This is a genomic window from Paenibacillus sp. J22P169, assembly GCF_059691995.1.
Genome location: NZ_JCAUAO010000004.1, coordinates 444,144 through 469,271, shown reverse-complemented (window position 1 = coordinate 469,271; position 25,128 = coordinate 444,144). Strand labels below are relative to the sequence as shown.

General features: G+C 45.6%; 22 protein-coding genes and 4 tRNA genes. 3 read left to right on the top strand and 23 right to left on the bottom strand.

Annotated elements, in window-relative coordinates; translation table 11 throughout:
• Positions 1-333: 333 nt before the first annotated feature.
• From AC58QG_RS22310 to AC58QG_RS22220, 19 genes are all read right to left on the bottom strand, one after another.
• On the bottom strand, positions 334-1,305 hold the full coding sequence (locus tag AC58QG_RS22310; RefSeq protein WP_497364309.1) for an oxidoreductase: 972 nt from the start codon (positions 1,303-1,305) through the stop codon (positions 334-336).
• 2 nt (positions 1,306-1,307) lie between these two features.
• On the bottom strand, positions 1,308-1,688 hold the full coding sequence (locus AC58QG_RS22305) for a MerR family transcriptional regulator (protein ID WP_497364308.1): 381 nt from the start codon (positions 1,686-1,688) through the stop codon (positions 1,308-1,310).
• Between the two features lie 300 nt (positions 1,689-1,988).
• Positions 1,989-3,206 carry an SGNH/GDSL hydrolase family protein gene (locus AC58QG_RS22300; protein ID WP_497364307.1) on the bottom strand — a complete coding sequence of 406 codons (1,218 nt, stop codon included), beginning with the start codon at positions 3,204-3,206 and terminating at the stop codon, positions 1,989-1,991.
• Positions 3,207-3,223: 17 nt separating this feature from the next.
• On the bottom strand, positions 3,224-5,440 hold the full coding sequence (locus AC58QG_RS22295) for an FAD-dependent oxidoreductase (protein ID WP_497364306.1): 2,217 nt from the start codon (positions 5,438-5,440) through the stop codon (positions 3,224-3,226).
• 100 nt (positions 5,441-5,540) lie between these two features.
• Complete coding sequence (locus AC58QG_RS22290; RefSeq protein WP_497364305.1) at positions 5,541-7,160, bottom strand: response regulator transcription factor; 1,620 nt, start codon at positions 7,158-7,160, stop codon at positions 5,541-5,543.
• Positions 7,161-7,176: 16 nt separating this feature from the next.
• Positions 7,177-8,901, bottom strand: a complete 1,725-nt coding sequence (locus tag AC58QG_RS22285; protein ID WP_497364304.1) for a sensor histidine kinase — start codon at positions 8,899-8,901, stop codon at positions 7,177-7,179.
• 89 nt (positions 8,902-8,990) lie between these two features.
• Positions 8,991-10,577: an extracellular solute-binding protein gene (locus AC58QG_RS22280; RefSeq protein WP_497364303.1), complete on the bottom strand. Its 1,587-nt coding sequence runs from the start codon at positions 10,575-10,577 to the stop codon at positions 8,991-8,993.
• Positions 10,578-10,647: 70 nt separating this feature from the next.
• Positions 10,648-11,517, bottom strand: coding sequence for a carbohydrate ABC transporter permease (locus tag AC58QG_RS22275; RefSeq protein ID WP_497364302.1), 870 nt, complete (start codon positions 11,515-11,517; stop codon positions 10,648-10,650).
• 13 nt (positions 11,518-11,530) lie between these two features.
• Positions 11,531-12,478, bottom strand: a complete 948-nt coding sequence (locus tag AC58QG_RS22270) for an ABC transporter permease (protein WP_497364301.1) — start codon at positions 12,476-12,478, stop codon at positions 11,531-11,533.
• A gap of 201 nt (positions 12,479-12,679) precedes the next feature.
• Positions 12,680-13,705, bottom strand: coding sequence for an AAA family ATPase (locus AC58QG_RS22265; protein ID WP_497364300.1), 1,026 nt, complete (start codon positions 13,703-13,705; stop codon positions 12,680-12,682).
• The gene (pnuC, locus tag AC58QG_RS22260) at positions 13,681-14,346 is read right to left on the bottom strand and encodes a nicotinamide riboside transporter PnuC (RefSeq protein WP_497364299.1); all 666 of its coding nucleotides are present in this window, start codon (positions 14,344-14,346) and stop codon (positions 13,681-13,683) included. The genes AC58QG_RS22265 and pnuC overlap by 25 nt, the downstream gene beginning before the upstream one ends.
• 79 nt (positions 14,347-14,425) lie before the next feature.
• Positions 14,426-15,196 (bottom strand): NUDIX domain-containing protein, encoded by a 771-nt coding sequence (locus tag AC58QG_RS22255; protein WP_497364298.1) that lies wholly within the window; start codon positions 15,194-15,196, stop codon positions 14,426-14,428.
• A 435-nt stretch (positions 15,197-15,631) separates the two neighbouring features.
• Positions 15,632-15,943, bottom strand: a complete 312-nt coding sequence (locus AC58QG_RS22250; protein ID WP_497364297.1) for a hypothetical protein — start codon at positions 15,941-15,943, stop codon at positions 15,632-15,634.
• A gap of 85 nt (positions 15,944-16,028) precedes the next feature.
• A tRNA-Leu gene (locus AC58QG_RS22245) sits at positions 16,029-16,110 on the bottom strand.
• Positions 16,111-16,125: 15 nt separating this feature from the next.
• Positions 16,126-16,197 (bottom strand) — tRNA-Glu (locus tag AC58QG_RS22240).
• Between the two features lie 171 nt (positions 16,198-16,368).
• Complete coding sequence (locus tag AC58QG_RS22235) at positions 16,369-18,111, bottom strand: methyl-accepting chemotaxis protein (protein ID WP_497364296.1); 1,743 nt, start codon at positions 18,109-18,111, stop codon at positions 16,369-16,371.
• Between the two features lie 145 nt (positions 18,112-18,256).
• A tRNA-Ser gene (locus tag AC58QG_RS22230) sits at positions 18,257-18,345 on the bottom strand.
• A gap of 3 nt (positions 18,346-18,348) precedes the next feature.
• Positions 18,349-18,424 (bottom strand) — tRNA-Asn (locus tag AC58QG_RS22225).
• Between the two features lie 19 nt (positions 18,425-18,443).
• Entirely contained in the window at positions 18,444-18,917 is a 474-nt protein-coding gene (locus tag AC58QG_RS22220) for a SprT family protein (protein WP_497364295.1), read from the bottom strand.
• A gap of 183 nt (positions 18,918-19,100) precedes the next feature.
• On the opposite strand from AC58QG_RS22220, the gene AC58QG_RS22215 reads away from it, so the two are divergent.
• The 3 genes from AC58QG_RS22215 to AC58QG_RS22205 all read left to right on the top strand — a co-directional run bounded on the left by AC58QG_RS22215 (position 19,101) and on the right by AC58QG_RS22205 (position 20,406).
• Positions 19,101-19,454 carry a hydrolase/acyltransferase gene (locus AC58QG_RS22215; RefSeq protein ID WP_171632588.1) on the top strand — a complete coding sequence of 118 codons (354 nt, stop codon included), beginning with the start codon at positions 19,101-19,103 and terminating at the stop codon, positions 19,452-19,454.
• Positions 19,455-19,527: 73 nt separating this feature from the next.
• Positions 19,528-19,692 carry a cortex morphogenetic protein CmpA gene (gene cmpA, locus AC58QG_RS22210; RefSeq protein WP_141692697.1) on the top strand — a complete coding sequence of 55 codons (165 nt, stop codon included), beginning with the start codon at positions 19,528-19,530 and terminating at the stop codon, positions 19,690-19,692.
• Between the two features lie 279 nt (positions 19,693-19,971).
• On the top strand, positions 19,972-20,406 hold the full coding sequence (locus tag AC58QG_RS22205) for a hypothetical protein (protein WP_497364294.1): 435 nt from the start codon (positions 19,972-19,974) through the stop codon (positions 20,404-20,406).
• 275 nt (positions 20,407-20,681) lie between these two features.
• Here the strand turns inward: AC58QG_RS22205 and AC58QG_RS22200 are convergent, their stop codons facing one another.
• The 4 genes from AC58QG_RS22200 to alr form a co-directional block, all read right to left on the bottom strand.
• On the bottom strand, positions 20,682-22,865 hold the full coding sequence (locus AC58QG_RS22200) for a Tex family protein (RefSeq protein ID WP_497364374.1): 2,184 nt from the start codon (positions 22,863-22,865) through the stop codon (positions 20,682-20,684).
• A gap of 196 nt (positions 22,866-23,061) precedes the next feature.
• A complete protein-coding gene (locus tag AC58QG_RS22195; RefSeq protein ID WP_028553893.1) occupies positions 23,062-23,412 on the bottom strand; it encodes a type II toxin-antitoxin system PemK/MazF family toxin in 351 nt (116 codons plus the stop codon).
• 3 nt (positions 23,413-23,415) lie between these two features.
• Complete coding sequence (locus AC58QG_RS22190; protein WP_028553892.1) at positions 23,416-23,697, bottom strand: CopG family ribbon-helix-helix protein; 282 nt, start codon at positions 23,695-23,697, stop codon at positions 23,416-23,418.
• Positions 23,698-23,914: 217 nt separating this feature from the next.
• Entirely contained in the window at positions 23,915-25,105 is a 1,191-nt protein-coding gene (gene alr, locus AC58QG_RS22185; RefSeq protein ID WP_497364293.1) for an alanine racemase, read from the bottom strand.
• Between the last annotated feature and the right edge of the window lie 23 nt (positions 25,106-25,128).

The following is a 25,128-nucleotide window of genomic DNA, read 5'->3' as shown; positions in this document are numbered from 1 at the left end:
TAGATGAATGGGATACAGGTAATAAAAGTAAAAACGGAAGAACGAAGTCGCATATTTGGATTGCTATTGCTGGTACAGTGTTTATTATTGCAGGAGGACTGTACCTGATGTGGCTCTCTATTGAACATTTTTTTACACAGATTTGTGAGATTACGCATTGTTAAATTGCCAGTTATTTCCAATTATCGCCACTCCGTGAGGCTACTGAAGAGGACCCACAGCATACAAGAAAAAGGTGCAGCTTCTCCCTTATTTCCAGAAGAATACTACACCTTATATACTAATTTCCTACCCAGAATTCATTCTATGTTTCTTGCAAATCTAGCGTCATGATCAAGCCATTAATTTCATGCCGGTCAACTTCTCGCTGACCTGCCAAAGACGTTCCGCAAAATCTGGGTCGATCGCCCAAGGAAATACACCCGACAGCTTTTGGCTCAGCCCTTGCGGGGCTTCTGCTGTAACGACTTCGGCAATATCGACATCTAAGCAGTAAACGCCTCCTTTGCCCTCAAGTTGCGGACTGGTCGCGCACCACACGCTAGTTGCAGCACCCTGCTCAGTGGTCTTCAATTCCCCAATTGCTGCAAGCTTTTCCTCTTCTGTCATAAAACGCACTAAATCGGTCATGATTCTGCCCGGATGGAGAGAAAAGGCGCGGACACCGTGCGCTTGACCACGCTTGTCCAACGCGACGGCAAAAAGCGCGTTAGCTGACTTGGACTGGCCGTAAGCTTTCCATTTATCATATTCCCGCCGTTCGAAGTTTGGATCCTCAAAGTCAACACCACCGAAGCGGACGCCAGTTGAAGAAACAGAAACCACCCGCGCCTTTCCCGCCTGTTTCAAGGCCCGCCAGAGCAGCAACGTCAATTGAAAGTGACCCAAATGATTGGTTGCAAATTGGGATTCGTAGCCGCGTGCATCACGTACTAGCGGAGGAGCCATGATACCGGCGTTATTGATCAGGATATCCAGCGGTCGACCTGAGTCCAGAAACCGCTTCGCGAATGCGTCTATTGAAGCAGGATCGACCAGGTCCAGCTCATCCAGCTCAACTCGAGGGATGCCTGCAACCGATGTGCGAGCTTTATCTGGTGTACGTGCGGGTACGATTACTGTCGCACCTGCTTCTGCCAAAGCGCGGGTTGTTTCAAGTCCGACGCCTGAATACCCACCAGTCACGATCGCGATTTTCCCACTCAAGTCACAGCCTTCGAGTACTTCCCTTGCTGTTGTTTGCGGACCAAAGCCCGAATGAATCGGTTTTTGAGGTGTAACTTGATAGGTGTTTTCTGTATTCATGTTCAATCTCCTCCTAAACTTGTTCGCTTCATTAGGTCATCAAAATGGTCCAGCTTATACTTCACCACTTCCAAAGTTGCCTTCATTTCCACCAGTTGTGACTCGATTTTGAGTTTATGCTCAGAAAGTACGTTGTAACAGTTTTCGTATTTTCGAGCGGATGCCAAGGACATATAATGTTCAATTTCCTTTAGCGGCATGCCGGTTCGTTTGAGATGTGTGATGAATATTAAACGTTCGAGATGGATTGTGCCATATTCCCTCTGCCCGTTTTCCTTACGCTTCGCTGGCTGCAGGAGTCCGATCTTTACATAATACCGTATCGTATCGTAACTGAGTCCTGACTTTTGGGAAATCTCTGCGATTGAAAATGTGGTCTCCATCCCTCGCCTCCTCTCTGATTCCAGCTAAGCAGTTTCGTTTTAACCGCATCCGCATCTTAACGTATGGAGTTTACTCCATGTCAAGCGATTCCCTCTATTTTTCTCGAACATCCGCCTTACATACTACCCAACTCCACCCAAATTATGGATAAAGTAAAAATGTGTATGAAAAAAAGCCGAATGGATCGTTCTCATCCACTCAGCTCTTAGGCTTATTTTATAATCTTATTCGTCATTTTTATCCTAGCATGTCACCTAACAGCAAAATTTCTTCCAAGGGGACAACGCCGTTCTCATCCCTTATACTGGCGGCTGCACCAACAACAACTTCCCAAGCTGGATCACCGTTTGATCGTACCAATCCGGATGCTCCCGAACATGCTCCCTACCTCGCTCATTGCCGGATGCCTCAAACACAGCCGCTTTGTCTGTCTTCTCGGTATCGACTTCGAAGCGAACCGTATGTCGCCCATTCGGAAGCTCTGGCAAGAAAACATACTGATTTCGATTATGATCGTTGTATGGCGTGAATCGGTCGACAAGGAAGGGCTCCCCGTCATCCACCGTCACTTTCAATCTGCCGGAATCAGGTCCCCCGATATCGAACAGCCCGATGTGAGTGCCTTCGAACTGCACCGTGATAGCCTCCCCAGAATCGACTGCCCGCCATAGGCCGGGGAACAACCAATTATACTCGCGGACCAGATCTAAATCATCGGCGCTCATATAGGACCATCCTGCCGATAATTTAGCATGGCCATCCAGCGGCAGCATAGCGGCGTACTCCCAAGGGTTGGCCGCGACCAAAGGGGTATGAGGCAAGTTATGTTCCACCCTTCCCAAGCGATCTCGAAGTTCACTCATTTTCTCAAATGACCGTGTGATCGTATCCGTGTAAATCTGGTGTCCTTCGGGAATTATAGGATGGATCGAATCATGCGTAAAAACAACGACCCCGGGAATGGACTTGTCTGCCCCTGAGCCCCCTGAGGTAAAAATAAGCTTTCCTCCCGTCACTAATTGACTGACCGCTACACCCAGATGAATCGAAGGAATACCGTAATAATCGGCCACTTCCTCTTGCATAAGCGCTCCCTTCTGGTATTCCCCAGACTGAAATCCTACTACATCTCGCTCCTTCAGCGTGTAAACGAACAGGATATCTATAAACCGGCTCCGCTTGCGGAGCTGACGGACGATTCCTTCGATCCGCGCCTTGGACTCGGGAACTCCGCCATCGTTACCGACAAACTCAACAAACACGAGATCAGGCTGATGGCGCAGTACATCCATCTCCAAACGAGCACAGCCCAAATCCGATCCAGTACCGTCAATGCCTGCATTCACAGAGCGGATATCCGCCTTGGGATATTGCCCACGAAGCCAATCCGCCGTCATAACCCTGTATCCTTTAGAACGCGTATTACTGCCGCCAAAATAGACGATTGTTACCGTTTCCCCATTCTCCAATTTCTGAATGACATTGGGTAACCCTCTTCGAGGGAATAATTCCTGCATCGCGACTTCACCTGACCTCACTTATCGTTTTTAGGAGCAAACAATTTTACAGCAAACACTTCATGATAAGGCGAACCGTAAGTTGCGCAGAAACTAATCCGGATTCGGGTAACACCTATCGTATCCACCTTATGTTTATTCAACGTGAGATAATTTCCACGGATTATGATTTCCCTTTCGGTCCCGTCTTCTAAGGTCAAGGTCACATCATAATCTTGGATAAGAGGTTCGATCGGATCGTCGAAATGCTCCAAATCCAACTGTGAATTGAAAACAAGATGGATTTCATCCAGATTTTTAGGGCTTGCAAAACAGAGTTCCAACCACTCCCGTCCTTCCGTACGTTCGGAAATCCAGCCGTTCGGCAGACCATAAGGTCTGGAGAAGCCGTTGACGACATTCTCGGGATTATACATATTCTGGGATGGCAGCAGGTCCTTAAAGCAGATGCTCTTATTGAATTTCTTCAGCCTGGAAGGCTCTTCCGGCCTATAATGGAAGCTGACCGCTCCTGTAATCTTCTCTTCATTGCCGTATACAGCAAGGCTCGCCGTACCTTCCAGTACGATGTATATTTTGTCGTCCGCCGGCTTCTTGCAGCCTAAGTCCAGCGTAATCCAGTCGTCATGACCGGCTGCAATAGCCAAGCTGTAGTCTTTCAACTGGCTGGTGGGAATGTAGTTTTCCTTCCGTTCCCCGCCAAACAGCTTCACATGCAGAGTTTCCGAATGCTCAGAAATATTTTTAATTTTGATCCGTACGCTTTCCGCCTTGGATGTCTGAATCGGCAAGACCAAACATACCCCTTTCTCCAAGGGAATCGCTTCGGTTGGATGAGAATTGTCATAGCTGCGCTGAGACGAGGCACGAATATGTAATCCGTCAGCAAAGTATGGATCCAATTCCTCTTTAAGCCCTACAATCGTTTGACCATCACGAAGCAGCAGCGCCTGCAGCTCCCCCATATGAGCTTCGACGATGTCTGCAGGGTCAACGTCATATTTCAAGCATAACGAAGCGGCTGTTCCAACTGCCTGCCCCATACAACCGCAGGTTGCCATTACCCTTGTCGATCCGAAAGCAACATGGGTAGCACTTATATTGCGACCAGCGAACATGAGATTGGGAATATTTTGGGAAAATAAACTGCTAAAAGGAATATTGTACAATCCAGGAACGAAATTCCATGCTGTAGCGGGTCCTTCATCGTAGATGCCCTTAGCAGCATGTAAATCCATATACCATCCCCCGACGGATACAGCATCTTCGAAATGCGGCTTTGTGGTCAGATCATTTTGAGACAACATGTGATTCCCAATAAACCGCCTCGACTCCCGCTTGCCCGGAATTGGGCAGACATAATCCAAGATGAGATTGTCGACATCATCAAATTCGCCACTATTTTTGATATAATCCCAAATCCCGTAAACCAATTTCCGCAGCTCCAATGCGATGTCTTCATTGTTTGTAATAACGTCCATATGCCCGCCGTATTCCAGCCACCACAATCCGCCAAGCCCGTTGATTTTTCTAGGAAAGGCCCGATGGTTCAAGCCTTTTCTGATACTATCGAAAAAGGCCAACTTCGTAATATCATACGCAAAGCCAGGTCTCTTGTACGGAACGGAATATTCTACGTCGCGGGCTTGGAAAAGGATTGTATCTCCCATGGTGTAATGGTCTGCCACTTCAGGAGCCAAGTCTTCCTTGTATTCATGCTTCGCTTCTCTCCCCCATCGGAAGAGAGCACCTGCCTGATATCCGACAACCCCGTCTCCCGAGCAATCGATGTAGGTTCGGCTTTCAAAACGGAATTTCCTTTCGGAAGCCAATTGAAGGCCCTCCACCCATTTGATTCTGCCATTCTCCATTCCCGTTTCATGCACGCATGTATTTAGAAATAGAGAAATGTTAGGCTCATCATAGACCATATCCAACAAGACCGTATCCGAAAGCGAAAGCATAAGCTTTTTGTTATATAACGGATTATAGTGGAAAATCTTCAACTTGAGCTCTTCTACCAACCCGCCCTCACGCGCATAATAGGATGGACTTTTGCCGAGATAGGCCGACCCGTTAATATGAACCCTAACCTCGCTGCTGGCATTCCCCCCAAGAACCGGTCGATCATTAATAAGTGACACCTGCAGCCCTTGACGAGCGGCAGCAATGGCAGCGCATAGCCCAGCAATACCTCCGCCTACGACGGTTACATCCGCTTTAATAAGCTCCATTTTGATAACCTCCATGATTAGATACATCTATCATGGTAAGCCTTTTAATCCCTGTTTTTTTACATGATTTCGAGAAAAACTCATACATTTTTTTGCAACCCTACTTGGTTTCATACCTTGTCATTTTTATCCGATATTGCTTAGGGGTATCGCCCGTATACTCTTTGAATAATTTGCAAAAATACCCTTCATTTACTATGCCTACTTCCTCGCACAATTCCAATAAAGAATAATCTTGAACATTTAACAGCTCGAGAGCCAATTGTATTTTTTTACGGTTGATGTAGCTGATAACACCTTCGTTCATTGTTTTTTTAAATAGGCTGCTAAAATACGATGGCGCTAAGTTCACATCCTCAGCAATAGCCTCCAATGTTAAACGCTGTTTCAGATTTTTCTCTATAAACCGCATGGCTCTCATGATTTCTGCCCGATATAAAAGTTGGCCGGCGTGTACATATTCGAATGTGAAGTCGGAAATATAGGCTAACTGCTCCCGAAATGCCATAAATTCTATGGGAAACTCTGCTACATCCGTGGTCGACGTGTTCCCCGATTTAAATTTCATAACAATATCTCTGTACAAGTCTCGAAGCATAGGTGCCATGATAGACTTATGGATTTTATGATCAGTAGCAAATTGGCTTAAATCAGCAAATTGTTTCTCCAGCTCTTCCTTGGCAACTTGTCTCTGCACCCATACTAGAAAATCAGCCAATTTCTTCTGAAAGTCCTCTCTTCTGTCATTCCGATAATGGAACCGATGCGCGGGTGTTTTGACTACTTTCTCTGCATGATAATAGAAATCGTCACTTACATTTTGAGCTTCCGTGTAGGCTTGTTTGATGGATTCCCAGCCTCGATGCGTACCGCCAAAAGCTACGGATACCCTTTGATTCAAATACTGCTGCAAATGGGAGACGATCTGACTCCCCAATGCCTGACAAGCATATTCCGTATCCATATCACTGCGATTATTTTCCCAGGAAAGAAAGCCAATAAAACGATTATCGGATAGATCCGTAGCTACACCCCTGCCACAATTCATCACCGTTTCTTCGATTACATTCGTAATCGCATATTTCAAGATGTTTTGGTCAACCGCTGAATATTCGTTGCGAAAATTTTCATACAGATTCATTTCTACAATAAAGCAGCAGTAGTTGGCTTGAAAGAATTGGGACTCCATGCTACTCACGAAATTCGATGCCCGATGAGCAGGTATTTCGCCTCTGATCAGCTCGTTAAAAAATTGCTTGCGAACTCTATATTTATTTTCAAGAATGGATACGTTTAATGATTGAAATTCCTCTTCTTTCTTCTTAACCTCATCCCAAATTCCGGCTGCCTTACCTAAAGCTCGATCCAAATCCGCTTCATTCAATGGAACCTTAACAATGTACTCCAATACGTTGGCATGAATAGCTCGCTGTGCATATTCAAATGTCGAATAGGCAGTCAAAAGAATAAATTGGGTATGAGGCAGCTCGGGCTTCAACTGCTCAATCATCGCTATACCATCCATTCGCGGCATAACGATATCGGAGATGACGATATCCGGCTTTAGCTGTAAGATCTCCTCTATCCCTTTCAGCCCATTATTCGCTTTTCCCACTAAATGGAATCGCCTTTCCTTATGGGAAAGCTCGCTAAAAAATAATTCCAATCGTTGAATGATTAAATCTTCATCATCAACGATGAAGCAGGTGTAGTCTTTCACTTTTCATCCATCTCCTTTACAAACCTACCGGGAATACGGCGCGAACACAGGTCATTTCTTGCGGTGTGCTTATGATTTGGAGCCCGAACTGCTCCCCGTAGTGAAGTCTTATTCGACCATGAATATTATTTAACCCGATTCTTTTCCTTTTTACTTCCGGACTACCTGGGTCTTCCATTAAAATATGCTGGATTCGATCTGCTGGAATTCCTTCGCCTTGATCAATGACTTCAATCATGACGATGCCACCCTGCCTGTAGGCATGAATCGTAATCGAACCTTCGATTCCCCCTCCGTTATAGCCATGGAAGATACTATTCTCCACAATGGGCTGCAGCAGCATTCGAAAAACTGGGAAATCCATTAACCCGTCTTCGATATGCTCAATCAAGTGGAAGTGCCTGTTATAACGGATGTTCTGGATCGCGATATAGTCCGATACATTGCGCAACTCCTGACGTAGTGAAACCTTCTCCGAAGCGTCGGCAATCCCGTATTCCAATATTGAAATAAGAGACCCGATTACCACATCTACTTTCTCTATTTGTCCAAGACGTATGACATTGCTAATTGATCCAAGCGTATTATATAGAAAATGAGGATTTATTTGAGATTGCAGCACTTGGATTTCCAGCTTCCGCTCAAGTTCATTATGCAGCTCTGCTCGCCGAATCAGCTCCACAATTTGCTGCAGCATACGGTCGAATGCTAGGGAAAGGTCACCGAATTCATCGTTTCGCTTAATGGTAACTGTCGTTGTCAGATCGCCTTGCTCTACCCGCTTCATTTTTGTTTTGAGTGCATAGAGCGGATTCCTTATATACTTGGCGATCAAAAAGGAAATGAACAAACTTAAGAGCAAGCCTGCAACTAGTAGTCCTAGATAATAGTTTTCCAATCTGGACAACGCAGCTTCCATGCGAGATTCATCGTTGATCGAGATGAGGAACCAATTGAATTTCTCCGTCGGTTTCTTCAGAATGGAGACCGGTAAGCCATCTTTTGTATGGAGTTGTAGGCTTGTTCCCGTCGTATCCAGAATTTGTTCTGCCGACGTTTCCCCGATTGAAAAAGTATGATCCTGAATACTTAATGGGCCTCTATTTTCTGAAAATCCAGCAATGATTTTACCCGATGGCGTGATCAAAGCTAGATTCATTTGTTCTTTTTTATTAATCTTAAACAAGGTTTCTTCAATGGCATTTAGATCCAAATCTACGGCAATAGCCATAGGGGTCGGAGTGCCGTTGAGATATCGCACCATCGTAACTGTCCAGCCGGAATACTTCGATTTATAAGGATCACTGACAAAGGTAGTTCGTTTGTTCTTGTCGGCCGCATCAAACAAAGGCTTTCTATCCGATAAAGGTTCATCAAAAATTCGCGTAGTCGTACTTCCACCTAGAATGGATAAATCGCTATTAATCAAATAAATGTTACTCACGTAATTACTGTTAAGCTCATAGAGCTCTCTTAATTGCTTTTTGATCACTTCCGTATTGGAAATGTTTGCTTTCACCGATGTTTCAACTGAGAACAAGATCGTCTGGAAGGAGGAAAAATTAACCGTTAAATACTGGTCAACTTTGTCCAATATTTGGTTTGTGTAATAAATGTCGTTGGTTCTTATTTCCTTTTGAACATAGCGATAGGACAATTGACTTATTAAGATGATGCAGCTTAATACAAACGCGAACACGATCATAAATAGTTTTATAGGCAAGCTGATTCTTCTTCGCATCGGTCATCTTCCTTTGGTATCTGTATTCAACTAAGCATAGCATAGGACAACAAAGAGAGGGGCGATTTATCGCCACTCTCTTCGTTCATTTACTTAATTAGGCCTGCTTCTTTAAATTGTTTAACGGCTGTATCCTTATATTTCTGCATGTCGAACTTGGTATCCAATGTTTTGAGGAAATTGTCCCAGTTGGTCAGAGGATCTTTGCCAGACATAAATTTGACTAGGCTTTCATTAATGAAACGTGTGCGGTCAGCCGCCAAGGTATCGCTCGGGTCTGCCGTCAATAAATTTCCGGGTAAAGTAAGACCCACATATTGCTGATTGTTCGTGAAAGCTTCTGCCGTCTTCGGATTCTGGAAGCTGAAGTACTCGGCATCATCGCCACGGCGCGGCATTCTATAATGATCCACCCATAAGTACTTTTCTTTCATTTCCTTGGATAGTTCCGAGGTTTTATTTTTGATCTTGCCGTCTACGACATCCCAGTGAATCCCTTTAATTCCGTATGCGAAATTCGGATAGGCTTCTTTGTCCGTAAAGATATATTCCAGCATAGACAGGATCCGAATGATTTTATCCTTGTCAGCTTTCTTGGAAATAGCCCATGAATTGCCTTGGAACGATTTTCTCTCCACGATTTGATCGCCGTATGGCCCTTTCATTGGAGGAATGACGATCCATTCCGGCACCTCTCCGCCGATTTCTTTCATTTTCTGCTGATAATCCGGTTCCAATCTGCGGGCATCTCTGATCATGAAGCCAACTTTACCTTTAAATAACTTTTGGTCCAACAAATCGGGCGTATTCATCGTCACCCAGTCCGGGTCCACAACTTTCGCTGTCATCATTTTATTGATGTAAGCGAGCGCCTCCTTCATTTTGGGATCAATAAATAGGTATACCGGTTTATTGTCTTTCACTTCAATGGCGGAGGGAGGATTGACGCCAAACATCCACATCAAGCTATCGAAGCCGTAAGTTTGCAGATTACCTTCTTTATTCATACCGCCTATGAATCCGTACGTATCGTTTTTGCCGTTTCCGTCTGGGTCTTTCTCCGTAAAGGCCTTCATCACTTCGAACAGCTCGTCAGGGGTTGTCGGCACTTTCAAATTCAGCTTTTTCAACCAATCGTTGCGGATGAAGAAGCTTCGACTGATACCGTTTACATTATCATAACCTGGAACTCCAATGGTTTTGCCCAGATATGACGTCGCCTCCCATGAGTCTTTACCAAAACGCTTCTTCAGTTCGGGAAATTGATCCAAATATGGGGTCAAATCCGCAAGAACGCCTTGGTCATAATACTGCGCGAGATCGGACCGACTCTTCAAGAAGAGCAAATCTGGAATATCTCCACCTGCAATGAGTGTATTCAGTTTGGTTGTTGCTTGCCCAGCTTGAGGAATCGTCATATCCAAGTCGATGTTCATCGCCTTTTCCAACATTTGGCGTTGAATATCCTCCTCACGTGGAGGTATCGGAGCGGCAGCATTGAAAGTACCTTGGTTAAACATCGAAATCTTCATTTTGGTCGCAAACTTGTTAGCCTCGGATTGAGGGATGCTCGAAGCTGTCTGCTTAACTTCTTCTTGGTTCCCACATGCTGACAATAGCGTTCCCAGCCCAACTATAGCAGCCAGAACAGTAAATGAAATCTTTTTACGTTCCATATTGACCTCTCCTTTTGCTTGTATATATATTATCACGGTGTCCCCGTAACAACCTAGGTAGGAATTGCTTTTAACCTTTAATCGATCCCATAAGCACACCTTTGGTAAAATGCTTTTGCATAAATGGATAAACGATCAAGATCGGAACCGTCGTCACGACGACAGCAGCCATTTGCACAGCGAACTTACTAACCGTTCCGGAATTGGCCATCGAGTCCGCACTTTGTGTTGCGACGTTAAGCAAAATGTTGCGCAAGACAACTTGAAGCGGCATTAAGTTCGAATCATTCAAGTAAACAATCGCATCGAAATAACTGTTCCAATGCCCCACGGCGTAAAATAAGGAAATTGTAGCAAGCACGGGCAACGAGAGGGGCAAAATGATCCTCCAAAGCGATTGAAGTTCACTTGCACCGTCAACCCTCGCCGATTCCTCGATTTCAGCAGGCAATTGCTCGAAAAAGCCTTTAATAATAACCAAATTAAATGCACTAATGAGATGCGGGATAATCAATACCCACGGACTGTTTAGCAATCCTAGAGAGCGGATTAACAAATAGGTTGGAATTAAGCCTCCGCTGAACATCATGGTAAACACAATGAATATTAAAAATGTGCTGCGCCCCGGCAAATATTTTTTGGACAACGGATAAGCAGCTAGTACCGTAAAAAGCACATTTAGCGCCGTGCCTACGATCGTTCGAAACAACGTAATTTTATACGCCTGCCCTATACCATGAGAAATGAAAACTTCTTTATAGGCTACGAACGTAAAGGATTCTGGAATAATAACAATTCCTTTTCTTACTACTTCCGATTCTGGTGTCACTGATACAGCAACCACATATAAAAAGGGAAGTAAGCAAAGTAGGGCTAGTATAATAAGAATAAAATATACGACTACTTGCCATATTTTTTCCCCGACTGTCAAATTAATCATTTATAAAACCACCTCACCAAATTTGCCCATCGAATTTTTTGGCAATCTTGTTCGCAGCCAAAACTAAAGCAAATCCGATGATAGCTTTAAACAATCCCACAGCAGTAGCCAAGCCAATCTTAAGACGCTCCAACCCTTCACGGTATACCCATGTGTCGATAATATCGATCTTCTCCTGGTTAAAGCTGTTGGCAAACATGAATATTTGGTCAAAGCCAGCGTCTAGAATATGACTTAATTTCAGGATCAACATCAGAATAATGACCCCTCGAATGCCGGGTAATGTGACATGCCATAGCTGTCTCCACTTGGAAGCCCCATCAATTCGAGCTGCTTCATATAAACTTGGATCAATGCCTGCTAATGCGGCAAGGTACAAGATAGCTCCCCAGCCAATATCCTTCCATATTTCAGATAGGATGATCAGCAGTCTGCCCCAGGCAGGTTCCGTTAAAAAGGAGATAGGTTGAATCCCATTTTGCTTAAAAATCATGTTAAACAGGCCATCCCCTGGTGCTAATAACGCCACCATCAGTCCATAAACAATGACCCATGACAGAAAATGGGGTAGATACGTGATCGTTTGCACGATTTTCTTAAACCATTGGGTATACACTTCATTGAGAAGCAAAGCAAGTACGATAGGAGCAGAGAAACCGAACAATAGCTTATACAGCGATATGATAATCGTATTTCGCATAATGTCCCAGAAATAAACGCCATTGATAAAATCTTTGAAATTTTTCAATCCCACCCATGGGCTATCCCATAGTCCCAAAGCTAGGTTATAGTTTTTAAAAGCAATAATGATTCCCGCCATAGGAATATATTTGAATACGGCAAAGTACACTAATGCCGGAAATAAGAGAGCATACATCACTTTATATCTTTGTATCGTTCTTATCCATGAATCCCGCTTTTTGGGGGTGGGAATGGCGTCCGTTGCCAGCTTTGCTTGCATTTCATCACCTCGTCTTTGTTTATATTTGTATAATAGCATCCCCCTATCGGATAAATTTCTGTGATTTCTAGAATTTCTTACAAGATATTAAGTAGTCGGCCCTTGGTTAATTGCATGAAAAAACGGACAGCGTGAGCGCCACCGTTTCTAGGTGCTTTCACTTGTCCGTAAGTTATTTTCATATTCACTGCACTCCATACTTCAAGACTGCGTTATTAAACATTCACTCAAACTATGATATTTATGATATGTCTTCAAAATATGACTTACTTTATCCGCTCTCTCCTCGAGAGTTCCTTGTAACAGGAAATACGGAATTTGTCTCATTTTAAGATCAGCAATAATCTGCTTCTGAAACACAAACCGTTGAACCTCTCCCGAACGATCCCAGGTATCTGCATAAGGAATATCCGTATCGCAAACAAAAACAAGATCGTATCGCGACGCCGCATCCACCGCCAGTTGAGTCAAACGTGGCGTAGCCTTACCGTGATAATAATGAGAAAACATATACGTTGTAATCGCATTGGTGTCCACGAAGAGAACATCTCGTGCTTCTTTCATAAGACGTTCTTCTCTTGCCAAATGACCCTCCGCAATCTCCTCCAGCTGCTCTAATGATAATCGGCGATCTACTTGATGCTTCTCCCAATACTCACGTCCGTACTCCGCCATCCAAACCGTGTTCTCCCGCTTCGCCATATAGGCGGAAAGTGTGGATTTGCCTGTGGAAGGAGCCCCAAGAAATACGACTTTTGCAATCATATCCTTATAAACAACTGGACTCAGGAACCTTCTATGGTCAAAAGGCTTAAGACGCACTAGCGTGCCCGAAACTGGAAATGTATGACGATCCGGATCAACTTGGCGATTCTCTGCCCCCAAAGCCGCGCTCATGTGATCACCATAAAACTCACTGGAGTAAAAATGTGTAATCTTCCGCCCCTCCAGCTTCTGTAGGATATATTCCTCATGCATCCTTTTAATCGCAGGCGTATCGCCTATTTCCATCGGACCGTCCCATGCTTCAATAACCTGCACCTGCGGATAGAGGGTACGAATCCAATTGGAGCGCACACGTAAAGGTATATCCGTCGTTTCGGGGCAATCATAGATAACGACAATGACTTCATCTGTTTCCTTGATCGCTGTTTCGATCATGAGTTGATGCCCCCGATGCAGGGGCGCAAACTTCCCAAGTGTCAGGCCTGTTTTGTGTTGTGACATACGAGTCCCCTCCGATCTACGATGCGTAACTCTCGTTTCCATGAGACGTATCCAGCCGTGGCAATAAACAAGAAAATAAGGTACAGGAAGGCCACCGCATACAAATCTTTGTAAGCATACATAGCTACCGACATCACGTCTACAGCAATCCATACAAGCCAGTTCTCCAGCACTTTCGATGAGAGTAAATACTGCGCAATGATGCTAAGGGTCGCAATGAGAGCATCGGCATATGGAATCGAGGCATCCGTGTACGTTTGCAGAATGTAGCCCCAGATCAGGGTCATAACCACCAAAAATACACTTAATATGAACATGAGTCGTGGTGTTATTTTTCGAGTGGGACGCACCTTCGTGCCTTCTCTTTTCGTCAGCCAAATGATCCAACCATACACGCTTAGTATAAAAAAGAACACCTGCAGCATCGTATCTGCATAAAGTTTGGCTTCCCAAAACATCACGAAGAAACAGCCGACATTGACCAGTCCAATTGGCCACGCCCATATATGTTCCTTAGCTGTCAACCATACGCACAATAAGCCTGTCGTAGTCGCAACGATTTCAATTACCGTAGATGACGTATAGATCGCGATAGCAACCATACCGATGAGTAATGCCACAAATGTCCATGCTCTTCTCATACTTAACGCCTCCTTAAGATTAACTCCCAGTTCATTAATACTATCAATATGACATTATCAAAAGGTAAAAGAGAAGCGCCTAGCTGTAAATCGACAGCTGTGGCGTCAGATCAGTAAAACGATATAGCTGTGCTGCTCTTTGCGAGTAGCGATTCGAAAGCTTCGGCTCTCCGTTACGATCTACCGCTTCTTCAATAATTCCTTTGCGGCTTTGCGTAGACGTGATTTTGCGAATGAAGTTGCTTTCCTCGAAATGTGGAACAACGGTTTGGATCACTTGGTACAGCTCACCGATGGTGAACTCTTCAGGGAGAAACTCCTTGGCGATCGTCGTTGTGAGCATTTTGGCCTGAATGTGATGCAAAGCGTCCGTCAGAATCTCCTTATGGTCAAAAGCTAACGTTAGCCCAAGCGCCTCCTCCACCGTAAATAAGCGTACATCCGAAGCATCCGTATCAGCACGTCTTTCAGCTAGCAATTTCTCGTTAACTAAGGCGTAGAAAGCGTGAGAAATGATCCATCCTCTCGGATCGCGTCCAGGCGTACTGTAGACGTTAAAGTATTCCATATGAACATCCATCACACCGGTTTCTTCCTGTAATTCTCGCTTCGCGCAAGCGTACATACTTTCCGACTCTTGGCAAAATCCGCCAGGTAAAGCCCATTGGCCTTCAAATGGCCATTGTTTTCTTTGAATGAGCAGAACCTGCAGTTCCCGGATGGGCAACGCCTTTTTGGTCGTATGCTTTTCCGTTGAGGTAATTGTGAAGATGACAATATCACTAGGTGCGCCATCTGGGGTCCGATATTTATGGGAATTATAGTTAGAGTGGTTTTCGTTAACGTCCATTGTGGCACCTGCTTTCACAGCTTTAATGTCAATTTGATATTATCATTATGACATGTTTAATGGAGATGTCAAGTATGCCATCGCCTAACTTACGTCAAAAGCTAATATACACCTAAGAGGCTTGAGCAATTTGCAAGGTGGGCGTCCAGCTTAGCTGTATAAACTACAGTTAATTTTCCGAAGTTCGATGCATTTGCAGGAATAGCTGGAAGAGCTACAGTTAATTTATTACAGATTCGATGAATCGGGCTACACAGTGAGATTTAACTGTAGAAAATACAGTTACTCCATCAAAAACGTCAAATATCGTTGAAATAGATGGAGTAATTTGGCTTGTTACACTAAGGTTACACAGCGCCCCTTCATTTTCGCCTACAAAATAACAAAAAGCCGCGAGCTTCCTTTCAAAAAGGAAACACACGGCTTACAAAGCCATCAATCGTATTTATCTTCATCAACTCGTTCCACACGATCCAAAATTAATTCGATTTCGGTCTCCAAATTCAAATGCAAGGGAGCAGGCAGCAGGTCGAAAATATCTTGGATCATATCGATTCCAAGCATATCATTCAGGGTTAGAGGCATGGGATCTTGACGGAGTACCCACTCGCGGACGGTATCAATAAATACATAGAATGAAGATTGAAATTGATCAGCTACAGCTTCCTTCTCATCGCTTTGATAAGCGGTCATGACCTGCCAGTGATGAAGTGTCGTCTCTAAAGCTTGTTTGACATTGGGATCCATAGCGTACTCCTTTGCTTGTTCCTATCATTCATCTGAAATATAAAAAAACCCTTATATCAAGGGTTTCATGCTTGTAAAACTGGGATGCGGTCGGAGGGATTTGAACCCTCACGCCTTGTGAGCGCCACCCCCTCAAGATGGTGTGTCTGCCGTTCCACCACGACCGCATAAGAGGAAAAAAATGACCCGTAGGGGACTCGAACCCCTGTTACCTCCGTGAAAGGGAGGTGTCTTAACCACTTGACCAACGGGCCATAACATCGTCATTGAACACTTCAGCCCGTTAAGGACGACAAGTGTTATTATAAAGGATTCTTCCTTCTTTGACAAGCCTAATTCTTGGAAGTAAAGCCAGTCGAAGCTAACAAGTAAGGAGCCCCCATGTCCAAGTTGCGAAAACCATGAGAACTCCTCTTTTCCACTCTTTATTTGATTTTGAAATAGGACACAGAATCGTTCAAGGTATCCACGACAGACTTCAGCTGTTCCGACGCAGCAGCGATGTTCTGCATCATAGCAAGCTGCTCCTCTGTAGCGGCTGCTACCGTTTGGGACCTCGTCAAAATGTGAGACGAGCTTGAAGCGGACTGATCCATCGTCGCCGAAATTTCTTCCGAGCTAGCCGACATTTGCTGCGTAATGGCGGATGTCTCATGAATCTGTGTAACGATATGCGTCACAGATTGCATGATCGTCTCGAAGCTCTGGTTCACTTCCTGCATCATTTGTGAGCCTGCGCTTGCTTCCTGCTTCGTCGCATTCATAGACTCCGACACACTAGCAATCTCGACTCTCGTCTCGTGAATCAACTGATTGATGCCATCAGCGGATTCGATGGATTGTGAAGCCAGTTTGCGGATTTCTTGAGCGACAACATTAAACCCTTTCCCATGCTCCCCTGCTCTTGCTGCCTCAATGGATGCATTCAATGACAAAAGATTAGTCTGATTCGCGAAGCTCGTAATGCTCGATGCGATCTGTCCAATCTCATTAGACTTGCGAGTCAGCGATTGGACCGTCATAGACAACTGCTCGACAGAGCTCAGCATATTCACAATTTGGTGCTGAAGCTTCGACAACAGCTCATTTCCGAGTGTTGCATGTTGGGAGGTCAAAGAGGAGTGGTCCGCCATGACGCTGGAGTTCTCTGCGACGCGTTGAATCCCAATCGCCATTTCCTCGATAGCTCGGCTAGTCTCTTCGCTGCTTCTCGCCTGCACTTCGACTTCTTGTGTCATCTCTTGAATATTCGAAGCTACATGCTCTGCAGCATGAGCAGACTCTTTGGAGCTGTCCGAAAGCTCCACGGAAGCATCGTGCACGAATTGCGTATTGTGTGCGATCGTGCCAATCAAGCCTTTCATTTTCGCGACCATATCATCAACCGATTCTGAAATCTGTCCCAATTCGTCCTGCGAATAGGCTACCAAAGGCTCGTGACGTAAATCGCCCGTCGCAACCTTATTTGTAATAGTCAGAATCCTGCGGACCATTAACATGATTTTCCGAATCACGATTCCACCGGCTCCAAACAGAATGATAATGAGTACCGCCACGCCAATGTAAACCCCTTGTGCTGTTTTGTAATTTTGCTGCTCGATATCCACAATGCTCTGGTTGGCATGCGTGTCCAAAATTTCACCAATGACATTCAGACCCTCGCGCCCCTTCTCAAAGGTAGCTGTCAGCTTCGCTTCATTCAAAACCCCTTTGCCTACGGTCCCCGCTTGAACAACAGCATTCGCCTCTTTGACCCATTGATCGAAGGAAGCTTGGAAGCTCTCTGCACTCTGCTCAATCGTCACCTTAGTTTCGGCATGTGCGGTTTGCAGTAATTCTTTGGTTTTTAAAATAGTAATAGCCTGTCCGACCCTTGTATTTGTTTGTTCAATATTATCTTTCAGCGCCTTCAGCTGACTAGTTTTCTCCTCCGCAGTCAAGGTACCTGACACCAGCAACTGATAGGCGGTTAAGCCTTGATACATATCTCGATCCGCATTCAAAATAAGAGATACACTCTTCTCAGTTGTCTCATACAACGAGGAGGTCAGCATATCGGTATTGGACTTGTTTATCTGTATCAAATACACACTCGTGCCTAAATAGAGCAAGGATGGAATCAACAACAATAAAATGAGACGCACACGTATCGAAAATAATTTAGTCACTGGGAGGTCCTCCATCGTGAAGCTTTTTTTATTCACTATAGAGGACAAACATTTAACGGGTATTAGAAAATTGTTAGAATAAGTTGAGGTTGAGATAAACAAAAATAAGCCCAATGGCAAGAATGCCATTGAACTTATTTCGTGACGGAGAGAGAGGGATTCGAACCCTCGCACCGCTTACGCAGTCTAACCCCTTAGCAGAGGGTCCCCTTATAGCCACTTGGGTATCTCTCCATATGGCTCCCCGAACAGGACTCGAACCTGTGACAACTCGATTAACAGTCGAGTGCTCTACCAACTGAGCTATCAGGGAATGGACAAGTTTTATTTTATTATGAAGGCGCTGTTAAGTCAAGTGTATACGATTTCAATTTTCCCCTACAATTTCCACAGGCGAATTTACGCACATCCATTTTACGCTTCCGAAAATACTCCGTCTTGCAATTCACGCACTCTAGCCTATATTTATAGGCCTGTTGTGCCTTCGGCCGCGGTAATGATTGGCAAAAGCGGGTACCGCCAACTTGGGCTAGCAAAGTTTTGAAATCCTGATCACGATGCTTGTAGCCTCGCTTCAAAATATGCAAATGATAATGGCACAGCTCATGCTTAATAATCTTCTCGATTTCATCGCGACCGTAAGTCTCCCATTGACTCCAACTGATCTCAATATCATGCGATTTCATAAAATAACGTCCACCCGTTGACCGTAATCTTCGGTTAAAACGCGCCTGATGAACGAAGGGCCTACCGAACGATTCCATAGAAATCTGCTCGATCCATTGCTGCAGCTCTCGATCTTCCATTCACGAACACTCCCACTGACAAGTCACTAGCACAGCTGATGACAAGCCTTAAATACTTCAAATGACAACCTATAAATACTTCGAAAGACAAGTTCTTACTTGAATTTGTACCGTATGTACGGCTATACTGTCAAGTAGAAAAGAAGATCGAACGCTCTATACAGAAAGGATCTGAACTACCTCATGCCACAAATGCGCTATGCGATATTGAAGCTTGATCAACAGTTGGAATTCGTCGAAATGCCTTCCTCCTATTCCTATCAATTAACAGCTTTGAACCAACGTTTGCACAAAGAATTAGAGAAATTAACCGCTGACCATGTGCCGCAGCTTCCACGCGTGATTGCTGAATGTGATGATTTGGAATTGATCGGTACAACTTATACCCTCATTCAAGGCTTGGATTACATCAATGGGTTGGAAAAAACGTTTGCTGGCATTCAAGAGAAATCATATCCTTTGATCTCATTGTTAACTGAAATTCGTGCGCTGCAAGCTCAGCTTGAGCAGTGGTACGAAGAGGAATTTGAGCTCTAAAATAAGGGGACCTGCACCCAATACCCTCATTCTTCATATGCTATAAGTACATGGCGAAGAAGGGGATGGGCATATGCCTCAATGGCTTTGTAATCAATTAATGCGTGCCTTCCAGAACAAAAACCGCAGACAAATTCGATTATTGAACGATAGCTGGTACTTTTACCGCACTCGCCGCTCACAAGAGGAGTGGCCTGACAGCCAATCGACGGACGGACCGAGCAAACGTAAATTTTGATCAAAAGGCTAGTACTTGTGCCACAAGTGCTGGCTTTTTTGCCTTGGGTACATAAACACGCCAATTTAAAGAGTAAACATGTTATAACAAAGAATACAAAACTGATGACCTCGAGGACAAGAATAAAATAGTTGCATATTTGAAATGAGCCCTCTATACTGTAAATAATTGTAACAAAAAGTAAACATACCTGAGTGAAGCACACTCGAGCTTGCAGATTTATCTGCAGTTCGTTTGTGCTTTTTTTGCATATTGAGACTAAAAAGGGGGCTGAATTTAATGCAACAAAATAGCAGTCAGTGGTTACGTAGAATGCGTGAGAAGCATCGTCGGATTTTTGGGACAAGGCAAAGTGAAGTTCTGGTTCAAGTGCAGCAGGAAGAAATTCGAAAAGATCGAGTGCAGGATTTCAAAAACAATGTGATCCTTTTCGAACAAAGAAGGTCATCCTCCAGCATTAGACCACACCCTCCCACCATCGCTGAGCTTGAGGCGGACGTGTGGGAGCTGCGGAAGCAATTTATCCTCCAGATCGCCAATCGGCGTAATGGTAAAGTTCGGCTTCAGGAAGTCGCAGCCGAATGCAATGTGAACATTCGTATCGCTGCTAAGTGGCTCATCCGCCTCTCAATGGAGGGGATGCTTTCACTTGTTGCCGGACAGCGGTATACGAAGACTTATTTGGTGAAGGAGGTGGGAGGTGCTCAGAAGTAGTGGAATGCAAACACGCCTCGATGCTTAACTGTATAATCTACCGTTAATTTTAGAGGATCTGGCGCATTTTGGAGTTTAGTTGGAAAACCTCCATCTATTTTTGCTCAAATTGGCGGTTTTGAAGAAATACACAGAAATTAGCTACATGCAATCCAGTTATTCAGCAAACTTGGGGGGGGGGGGGGAGTGAGAAAATTAGCTGGAGGAAATCCAGTTAAATAAAAAAGCAGTTGGGACCTAACTCCCAACTGCCATATTCAACTGATCTCATTAACCTACGATTGCGGTTTTTTCATGGTTAAGCCGACGCGGCCTTTTTTCTGGTCCACGTTGAGCACCCATACTTGGACGATGTCTCCAACGGAAACCACATCCATCGGATGTTTCACAAAGCCGTTCTTGAGCTGGGAGATGTGCACCAGTCCATCGTTCTTGATGCCGATATCGACGAAGGCGCCGAAATCGATGACGTTGCGCACCGTGCCGGTCAATTCCATGCCCGGCACAAGGTCCTCCAGCTGCAGCACGTCTGTGCGGAAGATCGGCGCGGGGACTTCGTCCCGCGGATCCCGCCCAGGCCGCTGCAGGCTGTCTAGGATGTCCCGCATCGTCGGGACACCAACGCCAAGCTTAGGAGCCAGTTCCTCTGGCTCCAGCGTCTGCAGCAGCGCTAGCAGCTGCTGTGAACCAAGCTGCGCGAGCTCGATGCGCAGTTCCTTGAACAGCCGATCCACCACGTCGTAAGACTCCGGATGGATCGGGGTATTGTCGAGCGGGTTCCGGCCGCCCGAAATACGCATGAACCCGACACACTGCTCGAAGGATTTCGCGCCAAGGCGCGGAACCTTCGACAGCTCCTGTCGGGAGCTGAATTTGCCATTCTCCTCGCGATACTTCACGATGTTCTTCGCTAATGTCGCGTTGACCCCCGACACATACGAAAGCAAGGACGGGGACGCCGTGTTCAAGTCTACCCCGACATGGTTAACGGCCGATTCCACGACGGCCTTCAAGTTCTCGTCCAGACGTTTCTGCGAAACGTCATGCTGGTACTGCCCGACGCCAATTGCTTTCGGCTCAATTTTCACAAGCTCCGCCAGCGGGTCCTGCAGCCTCCGCGCGATCGAAATCGCGCTGCGCTCGGCCACATCGAGCTCAGGGAACTCTGTCTGCGCCAGCTTCGACGCCGAGTACACGCTCGCGCCCGCTTCGCTGACGATCAAGTACTTGAGCTTCCGCTCCTTGATCTCACCGATTAGCTCCGCAACGAACTGCTCCGTTTCACGGGACGCCGTCCCATTCCCGATCACAATCAGCTCCACGCTGTATTTGCTGATCAACTGCTTGAACTTCGCCTTCGCTTCCGCCACCTTATTATTCGGTGGGGTTGGGTAGGTAACGGCGATTTCAAGCATTTTACCTGTGTCGTCAATAACGGCCAGCTTACAGCCTGTCCGGTACGCTGGATCGACACCAAGCACCACATGGCCCTTAATCGGCGCTTGCAGCAAGAGATTACGCAGATTCTCCGCGAAAATCTTAATCGCCTGCTCCTCACCCGCTTCCGTCATTTCACCGCGCACTTCGCGCTCAACAGACGGGGCAAGCAATCTTTTATACGCGTCTTCGACAATCACTCGCAGCACATCTCGCACTACGGAATCACCCTTAACGATTTGGCGCAGCATGAAATCGTGTATTTTATCCGGTTGAACATCTAGACCAACCTTCAGAATCTCTTCCCGCTCTCCGCGATTAATCGCGAGAATACGGTGAGGCGGCAGGCGCTTCACAGGCTCTTGATACGCATAATACATCTCATACACAGATTCTGCCTTCGCATCCTTTGCCTCTGTCCGCATAATGCCGTTATCCTGCGTGAATCGACGCACCCAGGCCCGTATTTTCGCATCATCCGCGATATTCTCCGCTAGGATATCCATCGCGCCTTGAATCGCCTCTGCGGCGCTTCCAACCTGCTTGTCCGTGTTAATGTAACGCGAAGCCTCTTCCTCTAGCGATCCTTGACGAGGCTGCTTCCAAATCCACGCTGCGAGCGGCTCCAATCCGCGTTCCTTCGCAACGCTTGCTCTCGTTTTCCGCTTCTGGCGGTAAGGCCTATAGAGATCTTCGATCTCTTGCAGCTTCACGGCACGCTCAATGGAGCTGCGCAGCTCATCCGTCAGCTTGCCCTGCTCATCGATCAAACGGACAACCTCGATTTTGCGATCCTCGAGATTACGCAAATATTGCAAACGCTCCTCGATATCACGCAGCTGATTCTCGTCGAGCTCGCCTGTCATCTCTTTTCGATAACGCGCGATAAACGGAATCGTGTTGCCCTCGTCTAGCAGCTCCATCGTCGTCTTCACTTTGCCAGAAGGCAGCTGTAACTCAGCGGAGATTTGCTTCAGGATACGCTCCTGAATCTCCGCTTTCTTCTCCGCAGGAATCTGTATCTTCGCCTTCGGTTCCTCGTACTCACTTGCTTTTGGTTTTCCTTCTGCCTCACTCACTTGGCCTTCCGCTTTTACCTTAAGTCCATCCGTCTCCACATTTGCCACAGTCATACCTCTCTTCTATTGATCGTATGTATATGTATGTACAAACCAAAAAACGAGGGTACCAATCTCCCTCGTCCGTTCCAGACCTTATTCAAAATTCTATCAGTCCCACACTAATTTGCAAAGCGTCGTCAACCTTTCGCATCGTTTCTTCATCCAAATGCGTAATTTTGTCCGTCAATCTTTGCTTGTCGATTGTTCTGATTTGCTCAAGCAGAATGACCGAATCTCGATCGAAACCGTGCGTTTCCGCGTCGATTTCCACATGCGTGGGAAGCTTTGCCTTTTGGATTTGAGCTGTAATCGCTGCAACAATCACAGTGGGGCTAAAGCGGTTGCCGATATCATTTTGGATCACTAGAACAGGACGGACTCCTCCCTGCTCCGATCCTACGACCGGCGAAAGATCTGCGAAAAATACATCGCCACGTTTCACAATCACGTCTTACACCCCGCTTACTAAGCGATCAAGCGTTCCGTCCGCTTCTTCCTCCGCTTGAAAAGCTTCAGATGCCATGCTGAGATTTATTTTCGCCATTTCCATATACCCACGCTGCATGGATTCGCGTAGACTGCGCTTTTTGCGTTCAATTAAATACAGCTTCATTGCCTGACGAATGAATTCACTCCGATTGGAGTTCTCCTTCTCGACAATTCCGTCCACTTCCTGCAACAGATTGTCAGGCAAGCTAATCATGATCCTTTTCGTATTATGCGCATTGCTCACACTCTCGCACCCCCAGAAACGATACAAAGACAATATTACCAGTATGTCATTCCAAAAACCAAATTATACAATAGAATATATGCCTCCGGTATATCAAATATGTTACACCTAAAGATATAAGATTGTTATTACATAGTATTCTATACCCTATTCTGAAAATCCTCTCCAATAGCTGCAAAATTTACATGGTAAATTCATGAAGTATTTTTTCCCGTTTCTAGTAACGGTGACGCATGAGAGGATTTAAAGCTTCAACCCGTTCGCCATTTCGCACATAGACACGTGCAACACGGTGTGAAATCATACAAATGATTTCATAATTGATCGTACCCAATTGACCAGCCACATCTTCCGCGGTAATTCGTTCTTCGCCTTGCTCGCCGATGAGGACAACCTCATCTAGCGCACCTACATCAGGCACATCAGATACATTGATCATACATTGATCCATGCAGATTCTGCCGACGATTGGCACTCTTTTGCCACGAACCAATACCTCCGCTTTACCTGAAAGCATACGAGAGTATCCATCCGCGTAGCCGATCGGCAAAGTACCGATTTGCTCATCACCCTTGGTGTGATAGATCGTTCCATAGCTTACACCCGAACCCGCAGGCAGCGTTTTGAGATGGACAATCCCTGTTTTGAGACTCAGCACCGGCTTAAGTTCAATCTTCGATTGATCCACATCCTCAGAAGGATACAGACCATACATCGAAATCCCGAGGCGTACCATCGAATACGTCAAACCTGGCAAATCAATCGCTGCCGCGCTATTTCCCGCGTGAATATAAGGGAACGTTTCCCCTTTATCTGTAAAATAGCTCACAATCCGCTCAAATCGACCGTATTGCTCTAGCGTATAGCTCTTATCCACTTCATCTGCATTCGCATAATGTGTAAAAAGTCCTTCGACATCCACATTGGGCAGCATTAATGCTTCCTCTATAAAAGGAATCGCATCTGCTTCCGTGTGCAAGCCGAGTCGCCCCATGCCGGTATCCAATTTGATATGAATCTTCAGCTTCTTCTGAAATGCGTTCTCTTGCTTACGACCTTGCTCTCGCAGTGCTTCCAATACGTCACGACTGTATACCGCAATCGTCACATCCAACTCACGTGCCCGATTAATCCCTTCAGGCGGCGTGTAGCCGAGTACAAGAATAGGCGCAGTAATTCCTGCATTTCGGAGCTCCAGCGCTTCATCAAAGAAGGCAACCCCCAAATAATCCACACCCGCGGCGAGAACCTCTTTGGATACTTCTACAGCCCCGTGTCCGTAAGCATCCGCTTTAACGACTGCCATCTGCTTCATACCTGCAGGCAGTACCTTCTGAAAATGTTCAATGTTGCTTCGCAGCGCATCTAACGATATTTCCACCCACGTGGGCCGATAAAAAGCATCCACTAGCGTTCACCTCTTCTATCCAC